The 15,631-nt window shown below is 54.2% G+C and carries 12 protein-coding genes; 8 read left to right on the top strand and 4 right to left on the bottom strand.

The genetic code is table 11. The annotated features are described in order from the left end of the window. The first annotated feature begins 34 nt into the window (after nt 1-34). Nucleotides 35-928 (top strand): YcbJ family phosphotransferase, encoded by an 894-nt coding sequence (locus OMR58_RS09295; RefSeq protein ID WP_264545765.1) that lies wholly within the window; start codon nt 35-37, stop codon nt 926-928. On the opposite strand, the gene elyC is transcribed toward OMR58_RS09295, so the two are convergent. Next, nucleotides 905-1,693 carry an envelope biogenesis factor ElyC gene (gene elyC / locus OMR58_RS09290; RefSeq protein WP_200561432.1) on the bottom strand — a complete coding sequence of 263 codons (789 nt, stop codon included), beginning with the start codon at nt 1,691-1,693 and terminating at the stop codon, nt 905-907. The genes OMR58_RS09295 and elyC overlap by 24 nt on opposite strands. Nucleotides 1,694-1,819: 126 nt before the next feature. Between elyC and cmoM the strand changes: the two genes are divergently transcribed. The 7 genes from cmoM to OMR58_RS09255 all read left to right on the top strand — a co-directional run bounded on the left by cmoM (nt 1,820) and on the right by OMR58_RS09255 (nt 12,505). Further along, on the top strand, nt 1,820-2,605 hold the full coding sequence (gene cmoM, locus OMR58_RS09285) for a tRNA uridine 5-oxyacetic acid(34) methyltransferase CmoM (RefSeq protein ID WP_200545785.1): 786 nt from the start codon (nt 1,820-1,822) through the stop codon (nt 2,603-2,605). Next, a complete protein-coding gene (gene mukF, locus OMR58_RS09280; RefSeq protein ID WP_264545764.1) occupies nt 2,602-3,924 on the top strand; it encodes a chromosome partition protein MukF in 1,323 nt (440 codons plus the stop codon). The genes cmoM and mukF overlap by 4 nt, the downstream gene beginning before the upstream one ends. After that, the gene (mukE, locus tag OMR58_RS09275) at nt 3,905-4,624 is read left to right on the top strand and encodes a chromosome partition protein MukE (protein ID WP_105593433.1); all 720 of its coding nucleotides are present in this window, start codon (nt 3,905-3,907) and stop codon (nt 4,622-4,624) included. The genes mukF and mukE overlap by 20 nt, the downstream gene beginning before the upstream one ends. Then, the gene (mukB, locus tag OMR58_RS09270) at nt 4,625-9,082 is read left to right on the top strand and encodes a chromosome partition protein MukB (RefSeq protein ID WP_264545763.1); all 4,458 of its coding nucleotides are present in this window, start codon (nt 4,625-4,627) and stop codon (nt 9,080-9,082) included. A gap of 163 nt (nt 9,083-9,245) precedes the next feature. Next, the gene (gene ldtD / locus OMR58_RS09265) at nt 9,246-11,099 is read left to right on the top strand and encodes a L,D-transpeptidase (RefSeq protein ID WP_105593431.1); all 1,854 of its coding nucleotides are present in this window, start codon (nt 9,246-9,248) and stop codon (nt 11,097-11,099) included. 185 nt (nt 11,100-11,284) lie between these two features. Then, a complete protein-coding gene (locus tag OMR58_RS09260) occupies nt 11,285-11,833 on the top strand; it encodes a YcbK family protein (protein ID WP_264545762.1) in 549 nt (182 codons plus the stop codon). A 42-nt stretch (nt 11,834-11,875) separates the two neighbouring features. Next, nucleotides 11,876-12,505 (top strand): MBL fold metallo-hydrolase, encoded by a 630-nt coding sequence (locus OMR58_RS09255; protein ID WP_200561426.1) that lies wholly within the window; start codon nt 11,876-11,878, stop codon nt 12,503-12,505. 47 nt (nt 12,506-12,552) lie between these two features. Here the strand turns inward: OMR58_RS09255 and OMR58_RS09250 are convergent, their stop codons facing one another. The 3 genes from OMR58_RS09250 to ompC all read right to left on the bottom strand — a co-directional run bounded on the left by OMR58_RS09250 (nt 12,553) and on the right by ompC (nt 15,481). Further along, nucleotides 12,553-13,743 (bottom strand): amino acid aminotransferase, encoded by a 1,191-nt coding sequence (locus OMR58_RS09250; RefSeq protein ID WP_264545761.1) that lies wholly within the window; start codon nt 13,741-13,743, stop codon nt 12,553-12,555. Nucleotides 13,744-13,854: 111 nt separating this feature from the next. Then, complete coding sequence (locus OMR58_RS09245) at nt 13,855-14,145, bottom strand: hypothetical protein (RefSeq protein ID WP_200561422.1); 291 nt, start codon at nt 14,143-14,145, stop codon at nt 13,855-13,857. Between the two features lie 232 nt (nt 14,146-14,377). Continuing rightward, nucleotides 14,378-15,481: a porin OmpC gene (gene ompC / locus OMR58_RS09240; protein ID WP_279355976.1), complete on the bottom strand. Its 1,104-nt coding sequence runs from the start codon at nt 15,479-15,481 to the stop codon at nt 14,378-14,380. Nucleotides 15,482-15,631: the final 150 nt, after the last annotated feature.

Below are 15,631 nucleotides of genomic sequence, written 5' to 3'. Positions count from 1 at the left end.
CAGGGTATGGCCCTCTGACCTGACAGGAGGAGAGATGGAACAACTTCGAAACGAACTGGCACTGGTACTGGGCGAAGCGGTCAGCCGCGTTGAATGTATTAAACGCCAGCCGGATGCCAGCCTCTACACGCTTTATGACGATAACGGCTATTCGCTGCCGATGGTCGCCAAGTATTTCCGCATTAAGGGCATCGCTGCACAGGAAGCGCACAAGTTGTCGTTACTGGCGCGTGAAGGAAAGGTGCGCGTTCCGGCAATCTATGGCCTGGTGATCAGCCAGCAGACGCCGCTGCATGAGGTTTTGCTGATTGAGCGGATGGGCGGCGTGTCGGTTGAGGCACCCTCCCGTACCTATACTCGCTGGCAGCAGCTACAGCAGCAAATCGTTGAAGGGCTGCTCAGCTGGCATAAAACCGATAGCCACGGGCTGGTGGGCACGGTGGACAGCACCCAGAGAAACACGTGGCCAGCCTGGTATAAGCAGCGGGTGGAAGTGATATGGGCGACGCTCAGCTATCTGAAACCGCCGCAGCTGACGCAGGAGGATCGGCAAATTCTGTATCGCAGCCGCGAGCACCTTGCCGCTCTGTTTCACGGTTTTGACGATCCCTGCGTACTGGTCCACGGTAATCTGGCGCTCAGCAGTATCCTGAAAGATGCCCGGGGAGACCAGCTACTGGCGCTTGTCAGCCCGGGTAACGTGCTGTGGGCCCCGCGTGAGTTCGATCTTCACCCCCTGTGCGGTAGTACAACGGGTGAAGAACTACTGGCCTGCTACCTGCAACGGGCACCGGTAGCTGAAGAGTTTGTTGCACGTCGCTGGCTGTATATCCTCTGGGAAGAGATGCAGCGGCTGATTTTTAACGCTCAGTTTGACCGCCAGCGCTTTGATATTGCAGCGACATCACTCCTTCCCTGGCTGCGTTGACGCGGCTTCTTCAGGCTTTATTGCCTGCCAGAGACGCCCGATCCACTCATATGCTGCGCGTTCGCTGTGCCCCAGCCATAAAGCTGACGGGGTATATTTATCCCAGTAGCTTATAGGAGAGTCGATAGCCATCTGGTTGGCCGGTGCGGGCCATGGCTGTAACCCCTGACGCTGGAAGAAAACCATCGCCCGGGGCAGATGGCTGGCTGAAGTCACCAGTGCGAAAGACTTTTTGCCAACAATTTTTGCCACTTCCTGTGCTTCTTCCTCGGTATCACGGGGTTTATCGAGGGTGATGATCGCTTCCGCAGGCACACCCAGCGACTGTGCCACACGTGAACCAACCTCAGCCGTGCTTAGCGGATTGGTCCTGGCCGCCGCGCCGGTGAAGATCATCTTTGATCCCGGATTGGCCTGCCAGATGCGGATGCCTTCCGTCAGGCGCGGCAGACTGTTATTAATCATGTTGGAGCTGGGGGCCCACTCCGGGTTCCAGGTATAGCCGCCACCGAGGACGACAACATAATCCACCGGGTGCTGATTTTTCCAGGTGGGCCAGCGGTTTTCCAGCGGCCTCAGCAGGCTGTCGGCCACCGGTTGCAGACCCAGCAGCAGCAGCAGCAGCCATGCAGCGGAGATAAGCGTTTTGCCACTTTTCTGCCAGCGACTGAACCAGAGCAGCAAAATCCCCACAGCCATGAGTATCAACAGCACTGGCAAAGGAAGCAGCAGCCCGCCGATGACTTTTTTTAAGGTAAAAAGCATGAAAACAGGTTCCTTTTGTCCGAAAAAACATCACCCGGAAGCCGCGTGATGACTGAAAGGTTTATTATCTGCCAGTGTATGCGAAAATGAGCGTCTGAATCACCCCTGAAAGCCGGAGCCGTCAGCATGCAGGATCGCAACTTCGATGATATCGCAGAAAAATTCTCCAAAAATATTTACGGTACGACTAAAGGCCGTATTCGCCAGGCCATTCTCTGGCAGGAGCTTGATGCGCTGCTGACAACGTTACCCGCTGCTCCACTGTCCGTTTTGGACGCGGGTGGCGGAGAAGGGCAAACGGGCTGCGGAATTGCCGCGCGGGGGCATAACGTTGTTTTATGCGATCTTTCAGCGGAAATGCTCAGCCGTGCACGTCGCCTCGCCGAAGAAAAAGGTGTGAGCGACAACATGCAATTTAAACAAATCAGCGCTCAGCAGGCAGGCCAATATTTGGATAAGCCCGTTGATCTGGTATTGTTTCACGCTGTACTCGAATGGGTGGCAGAACCGCAGCAGGCGCTGCGCGCGCTTTATGATGTACTCAAACCGGGTGGCGTATTGTCGCTAATGTTCTATAACATCAATGGTCTTACTATGCAGACCATGGTGCTGGGGAACTTTGGCTATTTACAAGCGGGATTAGGGAAGCGCAAACGTAAGACGCTGTCCCCCGACTACCCGCGCGATCCGCAGCAGGTTTATGGCTGGTTGCAGGAGTGCGGTTTCACAATTGAAAACAAAACCGGCATTCGGGTATTCCACGACTATCTGCGTGACAAGAATAAGCAGAGTGAACGATTTGATGAGGTTCTGGCGCTGGAGAAGCAGTACTGCCACCAGGAGCCATTTTTAAGTTTAGGGCGTTACATCCACGTCACAGCGCGGAAACCCATTCAAAAGGACGAGTTATGAGTGAATTTTCCCAGACTGTACCTGAACTGGTGGCCTGGGCGCGAAAAAATGATTTTTCCGTCTCTTTGCCAACCGAACGTCTGGCATTTTTGCTGGCCGTTGCGGCTTTAAACGGCGAGCGCATGGATGGCGAAATGAGCGAAGGCGAATTGATAGATGCTTTTCGCCACGTCAGCGACGGATTTGAGCAGACCAGTGAAACCGTTCTGGTACGTGCTAACAATGCCATTAATGACATGGTTCGTCAGCGCCTTCTCAATCGCTTTACCAGCGAATTTTCCGAAGGGAATGCTATTTATCGCCTGACTCCGTTGGCGATTGGCATCACCGATTACTATATCCGCCAGCGTGAATTCTCAACGCTGCGGCTGTCTATGCAGCTCTCTATTGTGGCGGGTGAATTAAAGCAGGCTGCCGATGCCGCCCAGGAAGACGGCGATGAGTATCACTGGCACCGCAATGTTTTCGCCCCGTTAAAGTATTCGGTCGCTGAAATATTCGACAGTATCGATATTACTCAGCGCATTATGGATGAGCAGCAGCAGGCGGTAAAAGATGATATTTCTCAACTGCTGAATAAAGACTGGCGCGCGGCGATTTCCAGCTGTGAGCTTCTGCTGAATGAAACGTCCGGTACGCTGCGCGAACTGCAGGATACGCTGGAAGCGGCGGGGGATAAGCTGCAGGCAAATCTGTTGCGGATTCAGGACTCAATTATGAACAGTCCGGACCTCGGCTTTATTGACAAGCTGGTCTTCGATCTGCAAAACAAACTCGACCGCATTATCAGCTGGGGCCAGCAGGCTATCGACCTGTGGATTGGCTACGATCGCCACGTGCATAAATTTATTCGTACCGCGATCGATATGGATAAAAATCGCGTCTTTGCGCAGCGACTTCGCGTCTCGGTGCAGAACTATTTCGATATGCCGTGGGCACTCACCTACGCCAATGCCGATCGCCTGTACGACATGCGCGATGAAGAACTGACGTTGCGTAATGAAGAGGTGACCGGTGAATTGCCGTCCGAACTGGAATACGAAGAGTTTAATGAAATTCGCGAGCAGCTTGCCGCGATGATTGAAGAGGCGCTGGCAATTTATAAAGCGCAGAAGCGGCCGCTGGATTTGGGCGCGGTGATGCGTGATTACCTGGCACAGTACCCGAGAGTGCGTCATTTTGACGTCGCGCGTATTGTTGTCGACCAGGCCGTGCGCTTAGGCGTGGCCGAAGCAGATTTCTCCGGTCTGTCCGCTGAGTGGCAGGCCATTAATGATTACGGAGCCAAGGTGCAGGCACATGTCATCGACAAATATTGAACAAGTGATGCCGGTTAAACTGGCGCAGGCACTGGCTAACCCGATTTTTCCAGCGCTGGACAGTCAGTTGCGCGCAGGCCGTCATATTGGTATTGAAGAGTTAGATAATCACGCTTTCCTGATGGATTATCAGGAGTTTCTGGAAGAGTTTTACTCGCGCTATAACGTTGAACTGATCCGCGCACCGGAAGGTTTTTTCTACCTTCGTCCGCGCTCCACAACGCTGATCCCGCGCTCGGTCCTGTCCGAGCTGGACATGATGGTCGGAAAAATTCTCTGCTACCTCTATCTCAGCCCGGAACGCCTGGCGAATGAAGGGATCTTTAGCCAGCAGGAACTGCACGATGAGCTGATGTCGTTAGCGGATGAAGGCAAGCTGCTGAAGCTGGTGAACCAGCGCTCAACGGGCTCTGACCTTGACCGGCAGAAGCTGCAGGAAAAAATGCGTGCGTCACTGAACCGCCTGCGCCGTCTGGGCATGGTCTGGTTTATGGGCAATGACAGCAGCAAGTTCCGCATTACCGAGTCGGTATTTCGCTTCGGTGCCGATGTGCGCAGCGGCGATGACGCCCGCGATGCGCAGCTGCGGATGATCCGCGACGGTGAGGCGATGCAGCTGGATGGCGGACTGGCGCTGAACGATGAAAATGATGACGGTGAAGCAGACCACAGCGCGCAGGAAAGCGGAGAGGAAGAATAAATGATTGAACGTGGCAAATTTCGCTCACTGACGCTGATTAACTGGAACGGTTTTTTTGCGCGTACCTTTGACCTTGATGAACTGGTCACCACGCTTTCCGGCGGTAACGGTGCCGGTAAATCGACCACCATGGCGGCCTTCGTTACCGCGCTGATCCCCGATTTGACGCTGCTGCATTTCCGTAACACCACGGAAGCCGGTGCAACGTCGGGCTCCCGCGACAAGGGGCTGCACGGCAAACTGCGCCCGGGCGTGTGTTACGCCGCGCTGGACGTGGTGAACTCCCGCCATCAGCGAGTGATCGTCGGGGTGCGCTTGCAGCAGGTGGCGGGGCGCGATCGTAAGGTGGATATCAAACCGTTCAGCATTCATGGCCTGCCAACGGCAATCAATCCGACGGAAATCCTGACCGAAACGGTCAATGCCCGCCAGGCACGCGTGCTGCCGCTCAGCGAACTGAAAGACAAGTTCGAAGCGATGGAAAGCGTACAGTTTAAACAGTACAACTCCATCACCGATTATCACTCGGTGATGTTTGACCTGGGCATTGTTGCTCGCCGCCTGCGCTCTGCCGCTGACCGCAGCAAATACTATCGCCTGATTGAAGCTTCGCTGTACGGCGGTATCTCCAGTGCGATCACCCGCTCGCTGCGCGATTACCTGCTGCCGGAAAACAGCGGCGTGCGTAAGGCATTCCAGGACATGGAAGCCGCGCTGCGTGAAAACCGCATGACGCTGGAAGCGATCCGCGTGACCCAGTCCGATCGCGATCTCTTTAAGCATCTGATTTCTGAAGCAACCAGCTACGTTGCCGCAGATTATATGCGGCACGCCAACGAGCGGCGTATTCATCTTGATGGTGCTATTCAGCTGCGCAGCGAGCTGTTTACCAGTCGTAAACAGCTGGTCGCCGAGCAGTTCCGCCACGTTGAAATGGCGCGTGAACTGGCCGAACAAAACGGCGCTGAGAGCGATCTCGAAACCGACTATCAGGGCGCCAGCGATCACCTCAATCTGGTGCAGACCGCGCTGCGCCAGCAGGAAAAAATCGACCGCTATGATGCAGACCTCGAAGAGCTGACCTTCCGCCTGGAAGAGCAGAACGAAGTGGTGGCGGAAGCGCGGGAAGTTCAGGAAGTAAACGAAGCGCGCAGCGAAGCGGCCGAGCTGGAAGTGGACGAGCTGAAAAGTCAGCTTGCCGACTATCAGCAGGCGCTGGACGTACAGCAGACCCGCGCTATTCAGTATCAGCAGGCGCTCCAGGCGTTGCAGCGTGCCAAAGAAATTTGTCAGCTGGGCGATCTCAGCGTGGAAAATGCCGAAGAGTGGCAGGAAACCTTCCAGGCTAAAGAGCAGGAAGCGACCGAAAAACTGCTGCAGCTGGAACAGAAAATGAGCGTGGCGCAAGCCGCCCACAGCCAGTTTGAGCAGGCTTTTGAGCTGGTTACGCGAATTGCCGGTCCTGTTAGCCGTGCCGATGCATGGCAGACCGGGCGCGATATGCTGCGTGATGCTGCCAACCAGCGTTATCATGCGGAGCAGCTTCAGCCGCTGCGTTCCCGTCTTTCCGAGCTGGAGCAGCGTCTGCGCGAACAGCAGGATGCAGAACGTCTGCTGAATGAGTTCTGTAAACGCCACGGCAACCGTGTTGAAGCTGATGAACTTGAGGCGCTTCACGGCGAACTGGAAGCGCAGATTGAACTGCTGAACGACAGCGTCGCCGATGCCGGCGAGCGCCGCATGGCACTGCGCCAGGAGCTGGATCAGCTGCGAGAACGCATTACGCGCCTGACCCGCCAGGCTCCACAGTGGCTGGCTGCGCAGGAGATCCTGACCCAGCTCAGCGAGCAAACCGGGCAGCCGCTGGAAAGCAGCCAGCAGGTAACCGAGTTCATGCAGCAGCTGCTGGAGAGCGAGCGAGAAACCACGGTTGAGCGTGACGAAGTTGCTGCCCGTAAGCGTGAACTCGAACAGCAGATTGAACGGCTGAGCCAGCCGGGCGGGGCGGAGGATAACCGTCTTAATGCCCTGGCCGAGCGCTTTGGCGGCGTGCTGCTGTCAGAAATTTATGATGATGTGACCATCGACGATGCGCCTTACTTCTCGGCGCTTTATGGTCCGTCTCGTCATGCGATTGTGGTGCCCGATCTTTCTCTGGTCCGCGATCTGCTGGACGGGCTTGAAGATTGCCCGGAAGACATCTATCTGATCGAGGGCGATCCACAGTCGTTCGATGACAGCGTATTTAACGTTGAGGAACTTGAAAAAGCGGTGGTGGTGAAAGCCGGCGATCGCCAGTGGCGTTATTCCCGCTTCCCGAAAGTACCGCTGTTTGGTCGCGCTGCGCGTGAAAATCAGCTTGAGCTGCTACACGCCGAGCGTGAAACCCTTGCCGAGCGGTTCGCCACGCTTTCCTTTGACGTGCAAAAAGCGCAGCGTCTGCACCAGTCCTTCAGCCGCTTTGTCGGTAGCCACCTTGGCGTGGCGTTTGAATCCGATCCGGAAGCGGAAATGCGCCAGCTTAACGCCCGGCGTAGTGAAGTTGAACGGGCGCTGAGCAATCACGAAAGTGAAAATCAGCAGCAGCGCCAGCAGTTCGACCAGGCCAAAGAGGGCGTCGCGCAGCTGAACCGCCTGCTGCCGCGTGTCAGCCTGCTGCTGGATGACACGCTACAGGACCGTTACGACGAAGTGCTTGAGCGTCTGGACGAGGCGCAGGAAGCTGCGCGGTTCATTCAGCAGCATGCTGCGCATCTGGCTAAGCTGGAGCCGATCCTTTCAGTATTGCAAAGCGATCCCGAACAGCACGAACAGCTGAAGCTGGACTATCAGCAGGCACAGCAGCAGCAGCGTGATGCGCGCCAGCAGGCTTTTGCGCTGACTGAAGTCGTTCAGCGCCGCACCCACTTCAGCTATACCGACTCTGCCGGGATGCTCAACGGCACCAGCGATCTGAATGAAAAACTGCGCCAGCGTCTGGAGCAGGCGGAAGGGGAACGCGCCCGCGCCCGTGAGCAGCTTCGACAGCATCAGACTCAGCTGACCCAGTATTCTCAGGTGCTGGCGTCGTTGAAAAGTTCGTATGACGCCAAGCGCGACATGCTGAAAGAGCTACAGCAGGAGATGCAGGATATCGGCGTGCAGGCCGATGCCAGTGCTGAAGAACGCGCGCGTCTGCGCCGGGATGAACTCTACAGCGCACTGAGTAATAACCGTGCGCGCCGTAACCAGCTGGAAAAACAGATCACCTTCTGTGAAGCCGAGATGGATGCGCTGCAGAAAAAACTGCGCCGCGTTGAGCGTGAGTACCATCAGGGTCGTGAGCAGGTGGTCAATGCCAAGGCAGGCTGGGTAGCGGTACTAAGACTGGTGAAAGATAACGGCGTTGAACGCCGTCTGCACCGCCGTGAGCTGGCTTATCTGGGGGGCGATGAACTGCGCTCCATGTCGGATAAGGCGCTGGGTGCGCTGCGTCTGGCCGTGGCGGATAATGAGCATCTGCGCGATGTGCTGCGCCTGTCGGAAGATCCGAAACGTCCGGAGCGTAAGATCCAGTTCTTTATCGCCGTCTATCAGCATCTGCGTGAGCGTATTCGCCAGGATATTATTCGCACCGACGATCCGGTTGAAGCGATCGAACAGATGGAGATTGAACTGAACCGTCTGACCGAAGAGCTGACCGCCCGCGAGCAGATGCTGGCGATCAGTTCACGCAGCGTGTCGAACATTATTCGCAAAACGATCCTGCGCGAACTGAACCGCATTCGTCAACTGAACCAGGGACTTCAGGCGGTCAGCTTTGGCCAGGTTAACAGCGTGCGGCTGAACGTCAACGTCCGTGAAGCGCACTCAACGCTGCTGGATGTGCTTTCCGAAGAGCACGAACAGCACCAGGATCTGTTTAACAGCAATCGCCTGACCTTCTCAGAGGCGCTGGCGAAGCTGTACCAGCGCCTGAATCCGCAGATTGATATGGGGCAGCGTACGCCGCAGACCATCGGTGAAGAGCTACTGGACTACCGTAACTATCTTGAGATGGAAGTGGAAGTTAACCGTGGTTCCGACGGCTGGCTGCGTGCAGAGAGTGGGGCGCTTTCTACCGGTGAAGCAATCGGTACGGGGATGTCGATTCTGGTGATGGTGGTACAGAGCTGGGAAGAAGAGTCACGCCGACTTCGCGGTAAGGATATTTCGCCGTGCCGGCTGCTGTTCCTGGATGAAGCAGCGCGTCTGGATGCGAAATCGATCGCCACGCTGTTTGAGCTGTGTGACCGTCTGGAGATGCAGCTTATCATTGCGGCACCGGAAAATATCAGCCCGGAAAAAGGCACAACCTATAAGCTGGTGCGTAAAGTATTTAATAATACCGAGCACGTGCACGTCGTCGGGCTGCGCGGATTCTCCGCTGATATTCCGGCGAATTCAGGTGCAACGGAGAGCAGCACCGGGGCTGGCTGACGCAGAATTATTACCGGGTAGAAGTGGTAAAATCCCTGTTAGCGGATTACTCTCAATAACGGCATTTGCAACGTAAGAGGCAAATGCCGTTTTCTGTTTATATACTTAAAATAGATGTTCACTATCGCTCAGCATTAGTTGCTGACTTATACAGGGAGCAAGGATGTTGCTGCAGAAATCTTCTATCGCTAAGGCCATTGTTATCGGCTGTAGCCTGATGTTTGGGCTGGCATACGTGTCTCCCTCTTTGGCAGGAATCCCGCCTGTTTCTGCTCCGGTTAATCATCGTGTTACCGTGGCGCAGAGTCAGGCTGACATTACCGCAGCGATGTCGCGCTTCGGTTCCCCGTTTTATCTAAAAACGTTGGCTCCGCTCTATGCTAATCGCGGTATGCAGCCGATGTGGCAGGATCGTCAGGCAATCCAGCAGTTCCAACAGCAGCTTGCCGAAGTGGCCATTTCTGGCGTTCAGCCGCAGTTTACCCAGTGGGTTAAGATGCTGACCGATAAAAATATCAGCGGGCTGGCACGTGACGTGGTGCTTTCTGATGCGCTGCTGGGCTATTTGCAATTCACCTCAAGTGTTCCGAGCAAGGGGGAAGTCTGGCTGTACAGCAATGTGCCGTATAAAATGGAAACCCCTCCGCTGTCGGTGATCAATCAGTGGCAGAAATCGGTGACGCATGGCAGCCTGAACGGTTTTATTCTCTCGCTGGTTCCGCAGCATCCGCAGTATTCGCGCATGCACAATGCCCTGAAAACGCTGTTAACGGATAGCCGTCCCTGGCCGCAGTTGACCGACAGACAAACCCTTCGCCCGGGGCAAATCAGCAACGATGTGCCCGCGCTGCGAGATATTCTGCAGCGTACAGGGATGATGTCTCCAGAAAATGAGCCGCCTAAGCCTGCCGATGAGGTAGTCGGTGCCGTTGATGCACCAATGGTGCATGACGATGATAATGCGCAGCCGGATGTCACAGCAGGGCAGAACCAGGCCGTCAACAGCGCTGTTGTTAGTCCTTCCGCCACCACTACCACCGATGTGCAGCCAGAAACACCGAATAACATCGGTAACGTGCAGGGCACGGTGGTGCCGGTAAACAGTGATAATGTTTACACGCCCGACCTGGTAGATGGTCTGAAGCGCTTTCAGCGTTGGCAGGGACTGGAGGCGGATGGTTTAATCGGCCTGCGTACCCGCGAATGGCTGAATGTTTCGCCTCAGCTGCGCGCTTCACTGCTGGCGTTAAATATCCAGCGACTGCGGCTGCTGCCCGATGACATGCACAACGGCATCATGGTCAACATCCCTAACTATTCACTGGCCTATTATGTTAACGGTAATGAAATTCTGTCCTCGCGGGTTATCGTTGGGCGGCCGGATCGTAAAACGCCGTTGATGCGCAGCGCATTGAACAATGTGGTACTTAATCCACCGTGGAATGTGCCGACTACGCTGGTACGCAAGGACATTGTGCCAAAAGTGAAGCAGGACCCCAGCTATCTTTACAAGCACAATTATACGTTGCTGTCTGGGTGGAGCGGTGAGTCGGAAGTCATCGATCCTTCAATGATCAACTGGAGCATGGTGTCCGCTGATTCATTCCCATACCGTATCCGTCAGGCACCGGGACCGACCAACTCGCTCGGACGTTATAAATTCAATATGCCAAGTTCAGATGCGATCTATTTACACGATACGCCGAACCACGGTCTCTTCCAGCGAGATATCCGCGCGCTAAGTTCTGGTTGTGTACGTGTAAATCGCGCTTCCGATTTGGCGAATTTGTTATTGCAGGATGTCGGCTGGAACGATACGCGTATTTCCGGTGCGCTGAAGGAAGGTAATACCCGATTTGTTTCTATCCGCCAGCGTGTTCCCGTGAACCTTTACTATCTTACCGCGTGGGTTGCTGATGACGGACAACCACAGTTTCGTACAGATATTTACAATTATGACAGTACCGCTCGTTCAGGGGCTCAGATCCTGAAGCGCGCTGGTCAGTTATTGCTCTAGCGGTTGATTATTCAGCAGTTCTGTGGCGGACAGCAAAACCGTCGCCGACCGGCGCAGCGGGAGTGTATAGCTTCTCTGCGCCGGTTTACATTTTGTCGGGTTGACGGGGGTTTGTTACATCGGTAAGGTTTTGGGCAGTGTTGTAAAAGCACGTTTCCAACTACTTTTCCAGGTAATACTGATTAATGGACAAATTCGACTCTAACCGCCGTAAATTGTTGGCGTTAGGGGGGGCTGCGCTTGGCGTTGCTCTCTTTCCGACACAGGCATTTGCTTCGCTTTCCACCTCCCGTCCTCGGGTATTGACGCTAAGCAATCTGAATACCGGTGAAAGCCTGAAAACGGAATTTTTTAATGGTAAAAAATATGACAAGGACGAATTAGCGCGTCTGAATCATTTTTTCCGCGATTACCGGGCGAACAAAATAAAGACTATCGATCCACATCTCTTTGATCAGCTCTTCCGTTTACAGACCATGCTGGATACTCGTAAACCTGTACAGCTGATTTCAGGCTATCGTTCACTCGCGACAAATAACTCCCTGCGATCCCATAGCCGTGGCGTGGCTAAACACAGCTACCATACCCTCGGCCAGGCGATGGATTTCCATATTGACGGCATTGCTCTCAGCAATGTGCGCAAAGCTGCTCTCGCTCTGCGAGCGGGTGGTGTAGGATACTATCCGAGTAGTAACTTTGTGCATATTGATACCGGTCCTGTAAGGCACTGGTAAAATGGAACGCCGGCCTTTTGTCGTTGCCGGCAGTGGAGCGTTATGAACTATCATATTATTCCCGTTACGGCTTTCTCGCAGAACTGTTCGGTGATTTGGTGCCCGGAAACCCGGGAAGCCGCTCTGGTCGATCCGGGTGGTGATGCGGACAAGATCAAACAAGAAATTGCCGCTCTGAATGTGGAACTGAAGCAGATTCTGTTGACCCACGGGCATCTCGATCACGTCGGGGCCGCCGCCGAGTTAGCAGAACACTACGGTGTTAAGATTGTCGGACCTCATAAAGCTGACCTGTTCTGGCTGGAAGGATTACCGACTCAGAGTCAGATGTTTGGCTTTGGTTACTGTGCACCCCTGACGCCAGATCGCTGGCTGGAAGAGGGCGAAACGGTGGCTGTAGGTAACGTTACGCTGGAAGTCCTGCTTTGCCCGGGGCATACCCCAGGCCACATCGTGTTTTTTGACCGGGTTGGTCGGCTGCTGGTTTCTGGCGACGTCATTTTCAACGGTGGCGTAGGGCGGTCTGATTTCCCACAGGGCAACCACAGCGATTTGATCGCTTCTATCCATACGAAACTGTTACCACTGGGAGATGACGTGACGTTCATTCCCGGTCACGGCCCAATCTCAACGCTTGGGCGGGAAAGAATCAGCAATCCTTTCCTGCAATAAATAAAAAAGCCTGCAAACGCAGGCTTTATTATTTCGTCCGTAGCGAATTACAGTACGGCGACGATTGCTTCACACAGCGCTGACATATTATCAGGTGTCATACCCGCCACGTTAACGCGGCCGGAATTAACCGCATAGACACCAAACTCATCACGCAGGCGTACGACCTGGTCTTTTGTCAGGCCGCTGAATGAGAACATACCGTTCTGGCTGATGATAAAGCTGAAATCACCCTTCGCGCCTTTTTCCTGCAGCGTATTAACAAATAGCTGACGCATACGCTGGATGCGCTGGCGCATATCGGCCAGTTCCTGCTCCCATAGCGCGCGAAGAGCCGTGTTACTGAGGATAGTCGCGACGACAGCTGCACCGTGAGACGGTGGGTTAGAGTAGTTAGCACGAATTGTCGCTTTAACCTGGCTAAATGCGGTATCTGCAACGGCTGCTTCAGCGGCCACCAGCGTAAATGCGCCTACGCGCTCGTTATACAGGCCAAAGTTCTTCGAATAGGAACTGCAAACAATCAGCTCCTGGTGGCTGACGGCAAAGATGCGCAGGCCTTCTGCGTCTTCTTCAAGGCCACGTGCGAAGCCCTGATAGGCGAAGTCGAACAGCGGTAGCCATCCTTTAGCCAGCGATAGTTTTGCCAGTGCTTGCCACTGTTCTGCCGTTGGGTCGATGCCGGTCGGGTTATGGCAGCAGCCGTGGAACAGAACCACGTCTCCGGCCTGCGCGGCGTCCAGGCTGCTGACCAGTGCATCAAAATCGAGAGCATGATTAGCGGCATCGTAATACGCGTATTCACAGACTTCCAGCCCGGCAGCGGCAAACACGTTCTTATGGTTCGGCCAGCTAGGATTGCTCACCCAGACGCGTTTAGCGCTGGTCTGGTTAGCAATAAAGTCCGCAGCAATACGCAGCGCACCGGTACCACCTGGCGTTTGTGCCGTGCGCGCACGTTTAGCGCTGATGATGGCGCTGTCGGCTGAAAACAGAAGTTCCTGCGTGCAGCGAGCAAAGTCAGCAATACCGTCAATGCTAAGGTAATTTTTGGTTGTTTCGTTTTCCAGCAGATACTGCTCAGCTTTTTTTACGCTGGCCAGCACCGGCGTTTTGCCGGTTTCATCTTTATACACCCCGATACCGAGGTTGATCTTATTTGGGCGATCGTCAGCACGAAACAGGTCGGCTAAACCAAGAATGGGATCGGCGGGTGCAGCTGCAATACGTTCAAACATAATTGAAGTCCGTTAGCTTAATCTAAAGCGAAGTGAGCAATCAGGTTACCGTCAGAAAGCTGAAATTGCCAACCGTTTGCGCTAAAAAAGCCGGGTAAAGATCAAGCTTCATTAAAAGAAAACTTTGACGATGGTCATGCAGGTAGCGGCAATGGCGACGGCGGTAGCAATTATCCAGCGAGTCTGGTTAGTTATCTCTCGGTGCATACTGCCAATCTCTTTGTGCATGCCGCCCATTTCTTTATGGATGCCCACCAGGCTCTGATGCATTTCCGTTCTCAGCTCCGCCAAATCAGTTTTGGTGGCAAATGTTTCTGAGCGCGCCATCAGGCAGGCGAGGTCGATTTTAATTTGGCCGGTGTCTTTTTCAAGCTGTTCAATACGATTGATCATGATGTCCATACTCTCTTCCTTATGCAGGTCCTTGCCTGAGAATGAGTGTACGGCAGCTGTTGGAAATATCACCCTTTATATCTAGACGAGCGTGGATTTATCACCGGGCTGGGAAGGGGATCGCAGAGTCTGTGTAATGGGCTGTAAATTGGCAGAACGGGGATAATGGAAAAACAAAAACGGGGCCGAAGCCCCGTTTGTTGCAAATTGCGCGGTGGGATATCCCACCGGCAAAAGGCAATTAGAACTGGTACTGCAGGCCAACACCAACAACGTCGTCGGTAGAGCGACCGGCTGCACGGGTGTAATCAGTGTCATCCAGCAGGTTGATTTTGTAGTCAACGTAGGTAGACATGTTTTTGTTGAAGTAGTAGTAGGTACCCACTTCGATGTATTTAACCAGGTCAGCATCGCCGCCGCCGAAGGTAGAACCGTTACCGCTGAAGCCGTCCAGTTCCTTACCTTTAGACTGCAGGTAAGCGATGGATGGGCGCAGACCGAAGTCGAACTGGTACTGTGCAACCACTTCGAAGTTGGTTGTTTTGTTAGCAGCTACGCCGGTGTTGCCGTAGTTGGTGGTGTTACGGGATTCACCGTAGAACGCCGCCAGGTATACGTTGTTCGCGTCATATTTCAGACCCAGACCGTATGCATCCGCTTTGTCGCCGGTGCCGTCTGCTTTCTGATCAACGGTACGGTTAGCAGAGAAGTAAGAACCTACTGCGCTGATGCCCATGCCGGTGTCATAGGCTACAGAAGTACCCCAGCCGTCGCCGTTCTGAAGTTGAACTTCACGGCCTTCGTTTTTGCCCTGGTACTGTACAGCGAAGCTCAGGCCGTCAACCAGACCGAAGAAGTTGCTGTTACGGTAAGTAGCAACACCTGAAGAACGACCGATCAGGAAGTTGTCGTTGTCCTGGTACAGGGTGTCATCGCCGAACACTGGCAGCTGGTCAGTGTAAGACATTGCGTCGTAGATCACGCCGTAGTTACGACCGTAGTCGAATGAACCCGCGTCGCCGAATTTCAGACCAGCAAAGCCCAGACGGGTTTTGTTACCGTCTTGAACGTCAGCGCCGCCTTCAGTGTGGTTAGCCTGGACGTTGTATTCCCACTGGCCGTAACCGGTCAGCTGGTCATTGATCTGAGTTTCGCCTTTAAAACCGAAACGCACATAAGTTGCATCGCCGTCGTCGCCAGCGTTGTCAGAGAAAGTGTGACGCGCATCAACTTTACCGTACAGATCCAGTTTGTTGCCGTCTTTGTTGTAGATTTCTGCTGCGTTGGCTGCACCAGCTGCTAACAGAGCTGGGATTACCACTGCAAGAATGTTGCGCTTCATCATTTTTATTACCCTCATTGGAGTTATTTGGACACCTGCCACTGCCGTCAATAATTCGTTACAGAACTATGATGAGAGTTTGGTGTCTTCCTGTGTCTGCACGCATCTTTCCATTCGTAGCGCGGTTAATCTAGTTGGAAAATGCTACTAATA

This window comes from Erwinia sp. INIA01, assembly GCF_025947915.1.
Classification (GTDB): Bacteria; Pseudomonadota; Gammaproteobacteria; order Enterobacterales; family Enterobacteriaceae; genus Erwinia; species Erwinia coffeiphila.
Note: the sequence above shows the minus strand (reverse complement) of the source record. Positions and strands in the feature narration are given on the sequence as shown.